Raw genomic sequence first — 15,387 nt, 5'->3', positions numbered from 1 at the left:
GATTACACGTGAATGATATATAGTCAAAACCTGATTTGTTTATATATTTAATTTTACTGTTTTTTCTTAAAAAATATTAGTCTATTAAGAAAATAAAATAGTTCTTTTTAACACGCTGAAATATGACAAATATTAAATTATCTTTACATTTTAATTGTAAAGTACTGTAAAGAATTGTCAATTGTTGATTTTAAATTGGTTCTCGTGTCTTAAGTGAATATGTTTGTAAAGGGAATAAAGTACTATTTTGTATGTTTTTGTAGGTAATAATTGGTAATGTTGAAAATAAATGCCATTTAGTTATTATTTTTGAAAATAATTGAATGAATTTCTTTTACAGTGAATATTACAAAGATTTTTTGTTCAATATATGAACTTTGGAATTAAATTTTAATGAAATTGACAATTTATAAACAATGACATATTATGTTTAGTGATTAATAAACATTTTAACTATTTGTTTGTGAAATTATAGATAATAAAAGGTTGTGTTTGCCAATGGAAAATTTAGATGCTTTTTGGAATGCTGGAAATAAAGAATTAAAACAAGGGTATAGCGAAGAGAAGGATCATTATTCATGCCTACTTTGTAGTGAAAAAATTGAGAAAGGAATTGTTTATCAAGATTCAGGTGTTTTATATGAGGCTGAAAAATTTATGAAGATTCATATAGAACGTAATCATAATTCTGTTTTCGACTATTTAATTAAACTGGATAAGAAGTTGACAGGATTAACTGAACATCAAAACCATCTTCTAAGTCTTTTTTACCAAGGTAAGAGTGATGCAGATATTCAAAAAGAAACTGGAATTGGCAGTGCTTCAACAATTAGGAATCATCGCTTTGTTTTAAAAGAAAAAGAGCGACAAGCGAAATTATTCCTCGTGTTGATGGAGCTTTTAAAGGAAAAGGATCAGCATGCTCCAAACTTTTTACCGCTTCATAAAACGGCGAAAATGGTTGATGATCGTTATAACATCACTGAAGACGAGAAGGAAAAAAGTTTAAAAAAATATTTTCCTGAAGGCGTGGATGGCCCATTAACAAAATTTCCATTAAAGGAAAAACAAAAACTTGTTGTTTTGAGAGAAATCGCTAAAAGATTTTCACCAAATAAGTCATATACAGAAAAAGAGATAAATGCGGTACTAACAGCTATTTACCATGACTATGTCATATTAAGAAGATATTTAATTGAGTATGGATTTATTGATCGTAAGGCAGATGGAAGTAGCTATTGGCTAAAAGTTTAGTAAAAGAAAGGATTGTTATGAAATGAGTAGGAAAAAAGAATTAAAAATGCAGTATAAAGAAACGAAAGTGCAAGCAGGAATATACCAAATTAGGAATGTTAAAAATGAAAAAATATTTATTGTAAGTACTAAAAATTTAAAAACAATAAATGGAAAGAAATTTGAATTAGAGGCAGGGTCTTGTACAAATCAAGCTCTTCAACAAGAATGGAATGAATATGGTAAAGAATCATTTGTTTTTGAGGAATTAGAGGTTTTGAAAGAAGAAGATATTAGTCCATTAGGTATTAAGGGAGATTTAAAGAAGCTTGAGGAAAAATGGCTTGAAAAACTGCAACCGTTCGGTGAACGAGGTTATAACTCATTTAATGGTAAGGGTGATCAAGCTTGATTACATCAGAGATAAATCCCGATAGGCAAAAGGTAACAAAATTTACTTTATTACGTCCTATGATTCTGTTTCTAATTCCATTGCTTTTAAGTAATATTCTGCAGTCAATTGGCCAAGTTTTTAGCATGATTATAGTGGGGAATTGGCTAGGAGAAAATGCTCTAGCTGCAATTTCTGCTTTCTTTCCAATATTTTTCTTTTTGGTTTCTTTTATTATTGGAATTGGATCTGGTAGTTCAATTTTAATCGGTCAGGCATATGGAGCAAAGTTTGATGAGAGGTTAAAAGCAATTGTTGGAACGACTCTTACTTTTACTTTAATTCTTGCTGTCGCCTTAGCTATTATTGGTAATCTTTTTATTGAAGATTTACTTAAATTAATAGGGACACCTGAAAATATTCTTAATGTAAGTAGTCATTATGCGTCGATTTTATTTTGGTCAATACCGGTTTTATTTATCTATATGGTTTATACGACTCTCATGAGAGGTATTGGAGATTCGAAAACTCCATTTTACTTTCTAGTATTGAGTACAGTTTTAAATGTTGCTCTGTTACCGCCTTTAGTATTTGGATGGATCGGTATTCCGAGGTTAGGAATTTACGGAGCGGCGTATGCATCAGTTGTTTCAACGATTTTAACATGTATCGTTCTAATTATTTACTTATCTAAAACGAAGCATCCTCTTAGAATTGATTCATCAATTAGAAAATATTTACGAATGGATTTTGAACTATTAAAATTAATTTTAAAAATTGGTATACCGACTAGTATAAATATGGTTTTTCTTTCGATTTCAGAAATCGCCGTTATTACGTTTGTTAATCATTATGGATCAAATGCTACAGCTTCTTACGGGGTAGTAAATCAATTGTTAAGCTATGTTCAGATGCCGTCAATCTGTATTGGTATTGCAGTTTCAATTTTTGCTGCTCAGTCAATTGGTTCGAATCAGTTTGAACGATTAAACCAAGTTATTAAAATAGGATTACTACTTAACTATGTGCTTGGTGGCATAGTCATTTTATTAACCTATCTTTTCTCAGAACCGATTTTAAATTTATTTTTAACAAACGCAAGTACAGTTCACATTGCCAATAGTTTATTAATGATCACTTTATGGGGATATTTAATCCTTGGCCATTCATTTATTTTGACGTCAACAATGCGAGCAAGCGGCGCAGTTCTCTGGCCGACTCTAATTAGCATTTTCGTCATATGGTGTATTGAAGTACCAGTAGCCTATCTATTGTCTCATTACACACATCTCGGAATGAAAGGAATTTGGGTAGGATATCCGGCAGCCTTTATAGTTGGCCTTTGTCTAAACTATTTTTACTACAAATTTTCTTGGAAAAAGAAACGCATCGTCCGATTAATAAATTAATATATAGGGCGTAAACCACGAGATAATTTCTCGTGGTTTTTTTCCCGTTTAGAAAGAAAAATAGACGTAGTTTCTAATTCAGGCAAAAGTAAAACTATGGCCTGTCTTCGCCAATTTTTCTTTCTTTATTTCCACCCTTCTTAATCCGTAACTTAACGTATACCTTTATTGTTAGAGGAACATACTTTTATAGATGCGAACATGAAAAGTATATAGAGTGATGAATTTCACAAAATAGTAACATTAGTAAAAATTTGTTTAGAATAATTAATTCCAATGGACAATAAGATATTACAGTGTAGGGGGGATAGCAGATGGAGTTGGATAATGTCACACTCAGTAGATTACTAACAAGTATGACACTAGTATTTCACATTATTTTTGCAACGATTGGTGTTGGGATCCCATTAATGATTGCGATTGCTGAGGGATTGGGGATTTTAAAAAAAGACCCACATTATTCGTTAATGGCAAGGAGATGGGCTAGAGGCTACACCATTACTGTTGCAGTTGGAGTAGTTACTGGAACGTGTATCGGTCTACAACTATCTTTATTATGGCCGAGCTTTATGAGAATTGCAGGTCAGGCTATTAGTTTTCCGTTATTTATGGAAACATTTGCTTTCTTTTTTGAAGCAATCTTTCTTGGAATATATTTATATACCTGGGATCGATTCAAAAAGCCTATTTATCATTGGCTAATTATTTTACCCGTTATATTAGGCTCGACCTTGTCAGCATTTTTTATCACTACCGTAAATGCATTTATGAATACGCCACAAGGTTTTACCTTGAAAAATGGAGCAATTAAAACGGTCGATCCAATTGCCGCAATGTTTAATCCAGCGGCACCATCAAAAACATTGCATGTAATCGTTACTGCATATGTTGCATCTGCTCTCATATTGACTTCGATCGCTGCAATTCAAATATTAAGAGGAATGAATACAGAATATACACGAAAAGGTCTACGATTAGCGGCTACATTAGGCTTAATATTCGCCGTTTTAACTGGAATAACAGGGGATGTCTCAGCAAAATTTCTTGCTAAATACCAACCGGAAAAGTTAGCTGCAATCGAATGGCACTTTGAAACACAGAGAGGGGCAGACTTTGTCTTATTCGGAACATTAGACGATCAGACCCATGAAGTAAAATATGAAATTCGCATTCCTAAATTATTAAGCTTTTTATCTTTTTCAGATTTCAATGCACCAGTAATTGGTTTAAATGAATTTCCAAAAGATGAGACCCCACCTTTATACATACATTATTTATTTGATATTAAGATGACCTTTGTTGGATTAATTATATCGATGACCTTTATTTTTGTTGTATTTTCAATTAAAAAGAAAAATTGGATGCACAATAAATGGCTATTACGTGGACTAGCAATGACCGGACCCCTAGCGATGATTAATATCGAACTAGGATGGATGATTGCTGAAGTTGGCCGTCAGCCATGGATATTAAGAGGATATATGAAGGTTTCAGAAGGGGCCACAACAGCCAAAGGACTAGGCGGAATGTTTTGGTTATTTTTTGTATTGTATGTATTTTTAGGAGTGTTTTGTACAATCGTAATTCGAAAAATGTTCATTCATAATCCACCCGAAGATGAACTTCAATATCGTTTAAAAAAATAGGCTTTGTTAAATAAGTTTGAACAGAGCTGATGAATAGGAGGGTGAGCTTCTTTGAATATTGAGTTATTAGGAATAATCGTTTTATGGACATTCCTATATGGATATATCATCATTGCATCAATTGACTTCGGTGCAGGATTCTTTGCTTATTACGGAAAGGTTACGAAGAAGGATCATTTAATAAGTAATTTAATTAGTAGATATTTATCACCAGTCTGGGAAATTACCAACGTATTTTTTGTATTTTTCTTTGTAGGGATTATTGGATTCTTTCCAAGTGTTGCATTCTACTACGGTACAGCTTTATTAATCCCAGGTAGTATCTCACTAGTACTGTTAGCAATTAGAGGATCATTCTACGCATTTTCAAACTACGGTTCAAAGGATAATAAAGTATATTTATTCCTATACGGAGCGACTGGCTTGTTAATACCTGCATCACTTTGTACAGTTCTAACGATCTCTGGTGGAGGGTATATTTTTGAAAAAAACGGAGTCGTTCAATTTTTAGCTAAAAATTTATTAACAAGCATCTATTCATGGAGTGTTGTAATCATTGCAATCATTTCAGTTTTATATATTAGCGCAACATTTTTAACATACTACGCTAGTAAAGCAAAGGATGAAAGTGCTCTAGCAATTTTACGACAATACGCCTTATTTTGGACCGTTCCAACAATCCTATCAAGCTTCCTTGTATTTGTAGGATTACGAGATAACAATACTAGGTTTTATCAAAATATCATTAACCATTATTGGTGGATGTTTTTACTTTCACTAATTTGCTTTCTGATTGCATCAACTTTAATTTTAATAAAACGAAACTACGGAACAGCTTTTATCTTTGTTATGCTCCAATTCTTCTTCGCATTTTTCGGTTACGGAGCAGCACACTTGCCATATATTTTAGACCCATATATAACAATCTATAACGGCTATACAAATCAAACGTCCGGAACAATGCTAGTAACCGTATTTTTATTAGGGTTACTCCTACTGGTACCATCATTGCTATTCTTATTTAAACTATTTTTATTTGATGCCGAATATATTCAAGGGAAAAAGTAGAGCGGAGGAGATGACATGCACTCTTCAAATAAACATGAAAAACGTTTAGTTATTTTATGCTTTATCGTCGCTTTAATAATGGGGTTATCCTTTATTAGTAAGTTTTTTCATTGATTTGTGGGGAGGTTTGCAATATTTTATTGTGGCCTCTTTTTTTATGGTGGTGCAAATAATGAAGTAGAACTGCAAATAAATTCCCTAGGTAGTAATGATGTTGAAGGTGCAAATAAATCGGGTGAAACTGCAATTAAATCTAGCAAAAGTGCAAATAAACTAATGGAACTGCAAATAAAAATGGAAGAACTGCAAATAAATTACGTGAACCTGCAATTAAAAATATCAAAACTGCAAATAAAAAAGGTGAAGCTGCAAATAAGAAGCTAAATTCACTTAAAATGAAGTCGATTTTACCTAGATTTACAATTTTAGTACGTTGAATATAAGAAAATAGTGTAAATCTAAGCAAAATCATTCAAAATATCATCTAGTAGCCACCTTAATTAGGCACTTTCTAAAACTTTTCCTTCTTTTACAAGGAGAGTGCGAGTCGAGACATTCTTTGCAAACTCCATATCATGAGTAATGACTAGAATACTCATTCCATCTTTTGCTAAACTCTTCATAATCTCAGCAATGCCATTCGTTAGTTCAGGATCTAAAGCCGAAGTAGGTTCATCGAAGCAAAGAATTTTTGGTTGTAGTGCACATGCTCTAGCAATAGCTACACGTTGTTGTTGACCACCTGATAATTCGTTTGGATATGCGTTTGCTTTCTCACTAAGACCAACTTGTTCTAGTAAACTAATCGCTCTTTTTATAGCTTCTTCTTTATTCATTCCTAGTGCAAGCATTGGCGCTTCAATAATGTTTTCGATCACCGTTTTGTGAGGGAATAAATTATAGTTTTGAAAAACGAGACCGACGTTTTTTCGTACTTTTAAGAGATCCTTTTTAGATTTAATGATTTGACCATCTATTTCAATTGATCCACCATCGAAACCTTCCAAGCCATTAATGCAACGTAGAATTGTTGTTTTTCCAGCTCCAGATTGTCCTAAAAGGGTAACGATTTCTCCTTTATTGACTGCAAAAGAGACTTCATTTAATACTGTTTGTTTATTAAACTGTTTTGTTAAGTTATTTACTTTTAACATATAAGTCTCTCCTTATTTATAATATGAATATCGATTTTCTAAACGTTTAAATAATGTAGTTAATACTGCTGTTAATAGCAGATAGATGATTCCAACAAAAACAAGAGGGAGTAGTGACGCGCTAGTATTAGAAGCGATTTTAGCTACTCGAAGCATATCGTCTAGTCCAACTACATATACAAGTGCTGAATCTTTAATCAGCGTAATTACCTCGTTCGAAACAGGAGGTAGTACTTTTTTTGTCATTTGAGGTAGAATAATTCGTTTAAATGTTTGGCTGCGACTTAAGCCTAGAACCTCAGCTGCTTCATATTGCCCCTTATCAACCGATTGAATGCCAGCTCTGAAAATTTCACCAAAATATGCAGCGTAATTTAATGTAAACGCGATAATTACTGTTGTAAAGCGGTCAAACACAATTCCAATTAATGGTAAACCGAAAAAGATAAAGATTATTTGTAAAAGTAGTGGTGTACCACGCATTAAAAGTATATAAGAACTCACTATTGATTTGATTGCTGTTATATTTGAAAGTCTTCCAAGTGCTATAACGATTCCAAGTGGGATTGATAACGCCAGAGTAATTAAGAAAACCTCTAGCGTTACTGTTAATCCATCAAGCATGGAAGGTAATAAAGATGTAATTTGTTCCATGATCATAATCTCCTTTTTATTTCAATGTACCGAACCATTTTTTATAAATTTTGTCGTAAGTGCCATCTTTTTTCATAGCATCAATTTCTTTGTTAATTTTTTTAAGTAAAGCATCATCGTCTTTTCTAACGCCGATTCCATATTCTTCTTCACCAAAGTTATCGTCTAAAATTTTGTATTTGTCTTGTCCTCTTTTATTCATATAGTAACGAGCTAATGTTTCATCTGCGACAACTACATCAACACGCTTAGATTCTAAGTCCATTAAAGCTTGGTTATTATTTTCATATAATACAGGTTTGCTACCATTGAAAGATTTTACTAATTTTTCATCTTTATTAACTGCATCTAAAGAACTTGATCCTTCTTGAATACCAACATTTTTACCTTTTAAATCTGCTTTTGTTTTTATTTTTGAATTTGCAAGTGTGATAATAACTTGTCTATTTTTTAAATAAGGAGTAGAAAAATCAACTTTTTTCTCACGCTCCGGTGTAATTGAATAACCATTCCAAATTGCATCGATATTACCAGATTTTAATTCAGTCTCTTTCATTGACCAATCAATTGGTTGGAAAGTTACTTTCATTTTTTCACGTTTAAACACTTCATTTGCTAAATCGATATCAAAACCAACGACCTTTCCTTTTTCATCTTTAAAGCCCATTGGTACAAAAGTATCGTCTAAACCAACAACTACTTCGTTCGCATTTCGTTTCTCTTTTCCACAACCCGTTACAACTAATATTGAAATCATACACATGATAATTGCTGACATTAATCTTTTATTCATTTTTACTCTCTCCCTTAAACTTTTCTTGAAAAACAAAAAACTCCCGACCTCTAGCTATATAGAATAGCTAGAGGACGGGAGTAATACTCACGTGGTTCCACCTCTATTTATTGATACCTCACGATACCAACCTCTTCAAGTGCAGCAATTAAGCTATACTCTAGCACGATAACGGGTGCAGGGAATCCGGAAACAGTCTACTACCAAAAAGGGTTCGGTGCTCAGCTCAGAGATGTGTTCAAAATATTGTCTTACGCCCCTCGCACCAACCGGGAACTCTCTGTTTAAGAACTTAATATTTTTACTATTTCTCATCATGGCTTTTAAATTAAATTATTAATTATATTTGATACTGCATTTTTTAAAATCAAACTAGTTTGTTTTGCGATGAACAAATAATATTACAGATTACAAACAACTGTCAACAAATTTTATTTTAAAAAACATAGATTTTGTCAAAATTTAGGTAGGAAATTTCTCGGGAAATATGGAAAAATGTCGATTGAATACTGATAAAACTGATTGGAATTGTAAAATATTATCTATTCACAGAAATAACATATACTTCATGAATTTGGATTGAAAAATATGATAAATTAAAAGTAAGAATGAGAGGAGCAACACTCGTTCTAGGCAGTCGAGTTAGTTTTATGTAGTTATTCAAAGAAGTAGCCCTTGTGAGCCAAAAGCATAGGGGCTATTTCTTTTTTGTTGCACTAATTATACAAACAATTAATTCGATCAATGCAACGACAAAGGTTACTGTGATAAGAATAATTTAACAAAAAATTCAAGCTATCAAAGTATATCAAATGAATCATATGCTATAATAAATATATATTAAGAAAAGAACGAGTGCGACAACACTCGTTCTAGGTAACTAAATAAGCCGAAATGGTTTTATCAGAGAATTTTACTAAAGAAGTAGTCCATGCGGTGGAAAGCATAGGGGCTATTTCTTTTTTGTTGCGTTAATAATACTAACTACTAATTGAATCAATACAACGACGAAGGTCATTGCGATGAAGCTCAGTGTAAGTATTTCAAGTGTTTCCAATGGCATCACCTCCTTTCTACAAAAAAATGTAGAAAAGAAGATAAAACCATTCCCCTATGCTATTTAATTGCCTAATTAAATTATAATAAAATAATTATATGTAAACTGAGGTTTTAGTCATTAAATTTAAACAATTTCATGAAGTTTTAGAATGATTACAATTTTGTTCGGTTGGTAAAAATTGAACAGAGTGTAGAAATATTAATATCTTGAAAATTATTGTATGATAGATTTATTCGAGTTTTTTAAGAGTGAAATATGTGTATATAGATCATTTAAAGTAGGAGAGTAGAATGAGAAAATTTAAGAAAGTTTATATAGAAATTACAAATATTTGTAATTTGAAGTGTAATTTTTGTCCGAGCCCAACGCTTGAGAGACCGTTGAAGTTTTTGGATGAGAAGGCATTTGCTCATGTTGTTAATTCAGTAAAACCTTATACGGATCATATTTATTTTCATTTGATGGGTGAGCCATTTTTAAATACAAAGCTTGGTAGATTTTTGGACATTAGTCATGAAAATGGTTTGAAGGTTAATATTACAACGAACGGTACGTTAATTAATAAAGTAAAGGATTTGTTAATTGACTCAAAAGGTTTAAGACAAATCAATTTTTCACTTCACAGTTTTGAAGCGAATGATTTAACGAAGGATTTGCATGATTACGTTGAAAATATTACGAATTTCATAAATGAAGCGAATGAAAAAAGCGATATGATTTGTGCGATTAGGCTTTGGAATATGGATAGTGCAGAGTTACAAGCAAGTAACTCGTTAAATATTGATATATTAAGATTACTTGAGGAAAAACTAAATTTAGATTTTTCTTTAAGTGAAAGGCTGCAAGAAACGCATAATATTAAACTGCGCGATAAAATTTATTTAAATATGGCAGAAAAGTTTCAATGGCCAGACATGGGAAATGACATTATCGATGAGGAAGTATTCTGCTATGGTTTAAGGGATCAAATCGGAGTACTAGTTGATGGTACTGTTGTACCGTGTTGTTTAGATAGTGAAGGTAAAATTCCTTTAGGGAACTTATATGAGACATCATTAGAAGACATTTTAAATTCTGAACGTGCTAGAGCGATTTATGATGGGTTTTCAAGACGATGTGCAGTGGAAGAATTATGCAAAAGATGTGGGTATGCAAAACGACATAAAAAGTAATTTTTGGTAAAAAGCGCTTTCTTTTTAAAAGAAAGTGCTTTCTTTTTTTAAAGCGAAAAAAAGCTATATGAATCCTCAAAATTATATAGTAGTATAGTTTAGTCTGTTTAAAAGTTTAGGAGGATTTACATCAATGAAAGACGTACAACAAATTAAAATTACTACTGCGGATCCATCTGCAATTGGTTTATTCGGCTTAGCGATGGTAACGCTTGTTGCCTCAACACAAAAGTTAGGAATTACTGACGGTGTTTCATTAATTTTACCTTGGGCTATATTTTTAGGTGCAATTGCACAATTATTTGCGAGTATCCAGGATTTCAAACATAATAATGTTTTTGGTGCAACTGCATTTGCCGGTTATGCTTTCTTCTGGTTAGCTGTTGGTACTACTTGGTTAATTCAATTAGGCGTGTTTGGGGAAGCATTAATGAAAGCAGCAGATGTAAAACAACTTGGTTTTGCTTTTGTAGGATATTTAATCTTTTCAATCTTTATGACAATCGGAGCAATGGAAACACATAAAGTTTTATTTATTATTTTTGTATTAATTGATTGTCTATTTATCGGTTTATCACTTAGCACTCTTGGATTTATGGAAGAAGCTACACATACATTTGCAGCATATAGTGAATTAGGAATTGCAATTATGTCATTTTATGGATCAGCTGCAGCTGTTTTAAATAGTCACTTTGGAAGAGAGTTTTTACCAGTAGGGAAACCATTTGGTATTTTTAAAGCAAAATAATGATTTTACTGTGAACCTTTACTATTAGAGTAAAGGTTTTTTTGTTGTTAATGTGTTCGGATGAAGAAGTGTTATCCAACACCTATGCAAAAAAAAACAATTTATCAACAAATTTTATCGTTTTATCAACAAACTTCACCTCGATATCAACAAAAACACTACTATATCAACAAGCTTCACCTCGATATCAACAAAAAACACTACTTTATCAACAAACTTCACCCCGATATCAACAAAAAACACTACTATATCAACAAAGTTCACAGCTTTATCAATAAAGTTCACTAAGCGTTCGCATTTTTCCACAAAGTCAGCCCTATCTTTCCATTTAAAATAAAAGGTTTTTTTATAAATAATTGTATTGTTTGGTTAGAAATGACAGATGATAATTGAAGGCTTTTAAATTGAAATGAAAGGTGGAAATACGTTTGACAACACTATTGTATATCACAGCGCATCCTCACGATAAGGCTACTTCATATAGTATGGCAGTCGGTGATGCGTTTATTGAGAGCTATAAAGAGGCGCATCCTAATGACCAGGTTGTACATATTGACCTTTATAAGGAAACGATTCCTCATATTGATGCTGAAGTTTTTTCAGGATGGGGGAAACTTCAAACTGGAGGGGCATTTGACACACTCTCTTCAGGTGAGCAATCAAAAGTTGGTAGATTAAATGAGCTTGTAACTCAATTTGCTGAAGCTGATAAATATGTTTTCGTAACACCGTTATGGAACTTTTTATTTCCTCCAATTATGAAAAACTATATTGATGCAATTTGCGTTGCTGGTAAAACGTTTAAGTATACTGCAAATGGACCACAAGGATTATTAGGTGATAAAAAAGCTTTACATATTCAAGCACGCGGCGGCGTTTATTCGGAGGGTCCAGCAGCAGGTCTTGAAATGGGACATCGCTATATCGGCACAATCATGAGCTTCTTAGGTGTACAAGATTTTAATGGGATCTTTGTGGAAGGTCAAAATCAATTCGCAGATCGTGCTCAAGAAATTAAAGAACAAGCAATCCAAAAAGCTAAGGAAGCTGCGAAGGATTTTTAAAATAAAGTAGTTTCAAAACTAATAAAAGCCCGCTAGGAATTTCAAGTTCTTAGCGGGCTTTGTGTATTTTCTTAAATTGAGGTTAGATTAGCTCTAATTATTAATTGTTTGAAGCGAAACAAGGGTTGCATTAAACAATATTAGGCATATATGATCCAGTTCGGCAATATATCAACGGGGTTTTGTGGTATATCAACGAAGTTCAGCAATATATCAACGGGATTTTGTGATATATCAACGAAGTTCAGCAATATATCAACGAAGTTCACAACTTTATCAATAATGTTCAAAAAGTGTTCGTACCTATAACATATTAAGACTGCGTTCTTGGAGCAGGGTAGCTACTGAACTGATTTCATTTCATTATTCTCTGTCATGTCTAAATAATCCCATGAAAAAAGCCACAATATTGTTTCCGATTGTGGCCGCTCCTAAAACTTACAAAGTCGTTTTATTCACTTTGATCTTTCCAAATCGGTAAATAAATCCGAAATGTTGTTCCTACATTTTCTTTACTGCTTATTTTAATTTTGCCTTTGAATTTTTCAATGATATTAAAGCAGACGGTTAATCCGATGCCTGTACCTCTTTCTTTTAGTGAATAGAAAGGGGTGCCAAGCTTTTCGATTGTTTCTTGTGACATACCAATTCCTGTATCTATGATTTCAATAAGAGCAAATTCATTTTCTTGCAAAAGGTTGATTGTAATATAACCGGCACAATGCATTGATTCGATAGCGTTTTTCATCATGTTAACTAGAACTTGTTTAAATTCAATTGGATTAATTTTTGTGTAAAGCATTTCGTTTAAGTTTAATTGAAAGCCAATGCTTTGACTATTTGCCATTGAGGCTAATAAGTCAGTTACGTTTAGAATTTCTTTGTTTACTTCAGTGACTAGAATTGTGTCTGTTTGGGGTTTTGCTAGTGATAAATAATCGTTAATTATTATTTGGGCGTACTCTAATTCTTTCAACATAGTATCGACATAGTATCTTTCATCAGGTAGGATTGTTTTTGATTTTTGAAAAAGCTGTGCAAATCCTTTTACGACGGTAATTGGGTTGCGAATTTCGTGTGCAATTGTTGCAGCTAGTTGACCGATTGAATTTAATTGTTTTGCTTGCTGTATTTCTTTATAGTTTGCTTCTAAGGCGATGACTTTTGTTTCTGTTTGTAAAAATACAAATAAGAGTATTAATTGAATGGAAAGGAATTCTAATATATTACCAACAGGGTCTAATGCAATATATGAATATTTTTCTTTGAGTTCAGTAAATGAGATTAATAATACAAAAGTAGGTCCAACTAGTATGTTTAAGATCCAACCTATGTAAAATGCTATTCGGTTATATAAAAAGATCGTAAAGATTGGGATAATGGCTACAAAACTATACATTGTTGATGTGTCTGGGTATGTCCAAAATTTAATATAAACATATAGTGAAGCGATAGTCGTAAATAATACTTTTGAAAATGTGTTATTTTTTTTAACGAAATAAAATAGTGCAAAAATGACTACGAACATTAAGAATACTTGGGTCAGAAGTTCGATTGGATGGTCCTTAAAAGTTAAAGGAGAAAGTGTAATACCTACTAGTAATAAAGAAGTCAGTGAAGCCATGAAATAAATATAAATTCGTCGGCTTCTATTATTGTAGTACTCCGTATTTTTCATGTTTCAATCTCCATTCTAAAAAAGAAACTTACAATAATATTTTACACTTTTCAGAAAATTATTTATACATAAATTGTGATAAAAAAAGAGACCATCGTAAAAACCCAGTGGTCTCTAAATCATTTTGTTTAATTAATTAGTAAAAGAAACAGTAATCGTAACAATTTCTGAAGGGTTACCTGTTCTTATTGGTGGCCCCCAAGTTCCAAATCCAGAAGAAACGACAAAGTGTGATTGTTCTTTTTGTAAATATCCCCAATCTACTTCATAAAGCCTGCGCGTAATTAAGTGATTTGGCTTAAACTGGCCGCGATGTGTATGACCTGAAACTTGTAAATCGACACCTAGTTGAGTTGGGACTTCTAGGTGATAGGGCTGGTGATCAAGTAAAATGATTGGCTTAGTATGATCAATTCCTTCGAGTAATTCGTTTAATTCTAAACGCTTTTTACTTGCGAGGTCTTTACGACCGACGATATAAAAATTATTTTCAACAAGCTCTTTCTCATCCAATAAAATATGGATGCCAGCATCCTTTAAATGCTCAACTAGTAAATCTAAATGCCCACCATAATAATCATGATTTCCAGGTACAGCATATGTTCCAATCCTCGGTTTTAATTTTTTTAAAGTTTCGATCATGTTTTCTTCAACAAAAGGAGTAATATCTTCATCGATAATGTCTCCAGCAATTAAGACTAAATCAGGTGAAATTTTATTAACTTCATCAACAAGAAACTCTAGTCTTTTATTCGTGACAAGTGTACTTAAATGCAAATCTGAGACTAATACAATTGATAATTCTTTATATTGATCATTAGATTTATCAATATTTATATCATAATGGATAATTTCAGTGTTAATGGCATTTCTTCTTCCGATTGTAATAAGTAAAATGATGCTTAATACTACAATCGTTCCAAGGATCAAAGTAATAACATCCGCTTTTAAAGGAGTTAGGGCTCTTAATATTAGGCCAACCAAATCTGCTGCGATCACCAAAAAAATTAAATAATAAAATATAGCTAGCCAATAGGCCCCAATTTTATGTAATGGTTTAAAGAATGAATTAGGGAGTTTTCTTTTAAGAAATCTTGATAGGATATACGCAAAAGTAATAATCCCAAATACAATCCAATAAATTAATTTTATGGTTGGATTCGTCCATTTACTAAAAATAGTATTTAAATAAATCCATCCGTTAATGCCTATGAAAAAATTAATTAAGAAAAAGAAAATCATAACGAAAGTAATATTTAATAAAATTCTTTTATTCATAATAATCCCTTTCATGTAATAGTGAAGTACTTCTAGTAT

14 protein-coding genes and 1 other annotated feature are annotated in these 15,387 nt (G+C 32.2%); of the genes, 8 read left to right on the top strand and 6 right to left on the bottom strand.

The window, feature by feature from the left end:
- The first annotated feature begins 498 nt into the window (after window positions 1–498).
- From CN601_RS04235 to CN601_RS04215, 5 genes are all read left to right on the top strand, one after another.
- Entirely contained in the window at window positions 499–1,254 is a 756-nt protein-coding gene (locus CN601_RS04235; protein WP_098118041.1) for a DUF2087 domain-containing protein, read from the top strand.
- A 22-nt stretch (window positions 1,255–1,276) separates the two neighbouring features.
- The gene (locus tag CN601_RS04230; RefSeq protein WP_098118040.1) at window positions 1,277–1,645 is read left to right on the top strand and encodes a GIY-YIG nuclease family protein; all 369 of its coding nucleotides are present in this window, start codon (window positions 1,277–1,279) and stop codon (window positions 1,643–1,645) included.
- A 59-nt stretch (window positions 1,646–1,704) separates the two neighbouring features.
- A complete protein-coding gene (locus tag CN601_RS04225; protein ID WP_098170219.1) occupies window positions 1,705–3,033 on the top strand; it encodes an MATE family efflux transporter in 1,329 nt (442 codons plus the stop codon).
- 314 nt (window positions 3,034–3,347) lie between these two features.
- The gene (locus tag CN601_RS04220) at window positions 3,348–4,679 is read left to right on the top strand and encodes a cytochrome ubiquinol oxidase subunit I (protein WP_098170181.1); all 1,332 of its coding nucleotides are present in this window, start codon (window positions 3,348–3,350) and stop codon (window positions 4,677–4,679) included.
- 51 nt (window positions 4,680–4,730) lie between these two features.
- The gene (locus tag CN601_RS04215) at window positions 4,731–5,747 is read left to right on the top strand and encodes a cytochrome d ubiquinol oxidase subunit II (protein WP_098118038.1); all 1,017 of its coding nucleotides are present in this window, start codon (window positions 4,731–4,733) and stop codon (window positions 5,745–5,747) included.
- 253 nt (window positions 5,748–6,000) lie between these two features.
- Here CN601_RS04215 and CN601_RS26490 read toward each other — a convergent pair whose 3' ends face one another.
- The 4 genes from CN601_RS26490 to CN601_RS04195 are packed head-to-tail and all read right to left on the bottom strand — an operon-like array spanning window position 6,001 to window position 8,348.
- Window positions 6,001–6,219, bottom strand: coding sequence for a hypothetical protein (locus CN601_RS26490; RefSeq protein WP_142317302.1), 219 nt, complete (start codon window positions 6,217–6,219; stop codon window positions 6,001–6,003).
- Window positions 6,220–6,247: 28 nt separating this feature from the next.
- Window positions 6,248–6,901, bottom strand: a complete 654-nt coding sequence (locus CN601_RS04205; RefSeq protein ID WP_098170179.1) for an amino acid ABC transporter ATP-binding protein — start codon at window positions 6,899–6,901, stop codon at window positions 6,248–6,250.
- A 12-nt stretch (window positions 6,902–6,913) separates the two neighbouring features.
- Entirely contained in the window at window positions 6,914–7,555 is a 642-nt protein-coding gene (locus CN601_RS04200; protein WP_098118035.1) for an amino acid ABC transporter permease, read from the bottom strand.
- 16 nt (window positions 7,556–7,571) lie between these two features.
- Window positions 7,572–8,348 carry an amino acid ABC transporter substrate-binding protein gene (locus tag CN601_RS04195; protein ID WP_218923230.1) on the bottom strand — a complete coding sequence of 259 codons (777 nt, stop codon included), beginning with the start codon at window positions 8,346–8,348 and terminating at the stop codon, window positions 7,572–7,574.
- Window positions 8,349–8,415: 67 nt separating this feature from the next.
- Window positions 8,416–8,675: a binding site (T-box leader), on the bottom strand.
- 1,023 nt (window positions 8,676–9,698) lie between these two features.
- Here CN601_RS04195 and CN601_RS04190 point away from each other — a divergent pair.
- From CN601_RS04190 to CN601_RS04180, 3 genes are all read left to right on the top strand, one after another.
- Complete coding sequence (locus CN601_RS04190; RefSeq protein ID WP_098118033.1) at window positions 9,699–10,580, top strand: radical SAM/SPASM domain-containing protein; 882 nt, start codon at window positions 9,699–9,701, stop codon at window positions 10,578–10,580.
- A 133-nt stretch (window positions 10,581–10,713) separates the two neighbouring features.
- Window positions 10,714–11,328 (top strand): acetate uptake transporter, encoded by a 615-nt coding sequence (locus tag CN601_RS04185; protein WP_098118032.1) that lies wholly within the window; start codon window positions 10,714–10,716, stop codon window positions 11,326–11,328.
- A 428-nt stretch (window positions 11,329–11,756) separates the two neighbouring features.
- Window positions 11,757–12,392: an FMN-dependent NADH-azoreductase gene (locus CN601_RS04180; protein ID WP_098170178.1), complete on the top strand. Its 636-nt coding sequence runs from the start codon at window positions 11,757–11,759 to the stop codon at window positions 12,390–12,392.
- A 451-nt stretch (window positions 12,393–12,843) separates the two neighbouring features.
- On the opposite strand, the gene CN601_RS04175 is transcribed toward CN601_RS04180, so the two are convergent.
- Both CN601_RS04175 and CN601_RS04170 read right to left on the bottom strand, forming a co-directional pair.
- Window positions 12,844–14,070, bottom strand: a complete 1,227-nt coding sequence (locus tag CN601_RS04175; RefSeq protein WP_098118030.1) for a sensor histidine kinase — start codon at window positions 14,068–14,070, stop codon at window positions 12,844–12,846.
- A 132-nt stretch (window positions 14,071–14,202) separates the two neighbouring features.
- Window positions 14,203–15,348: a metallophosphoesterase gene (locus CN601_RS04170; protein ID WP_179865433.1), complete on the bottom strand. Its 1,146-nt coding sequence runs from the start codon at window positions 15,346–15,348 to the stop codon at window positions 14,203–14,205.
- Window positions 15,349–15,387: the final 39 nt, after the last annotated feature.

The sequence above is a fragment of the Bacillus sp. AFS017336 genome (genome assembly GCF_002555445.1).
Lineage (GTDB): Bacteria > Bacillota > Bacilli > Bacillales > Bacillaceae_G > Gottfriedia.
The sequence above is the reverse complement of the archived record's forward strand: the minus strand, read 5'-3'. Positions and strand labels throughout refer to the sequence as shown.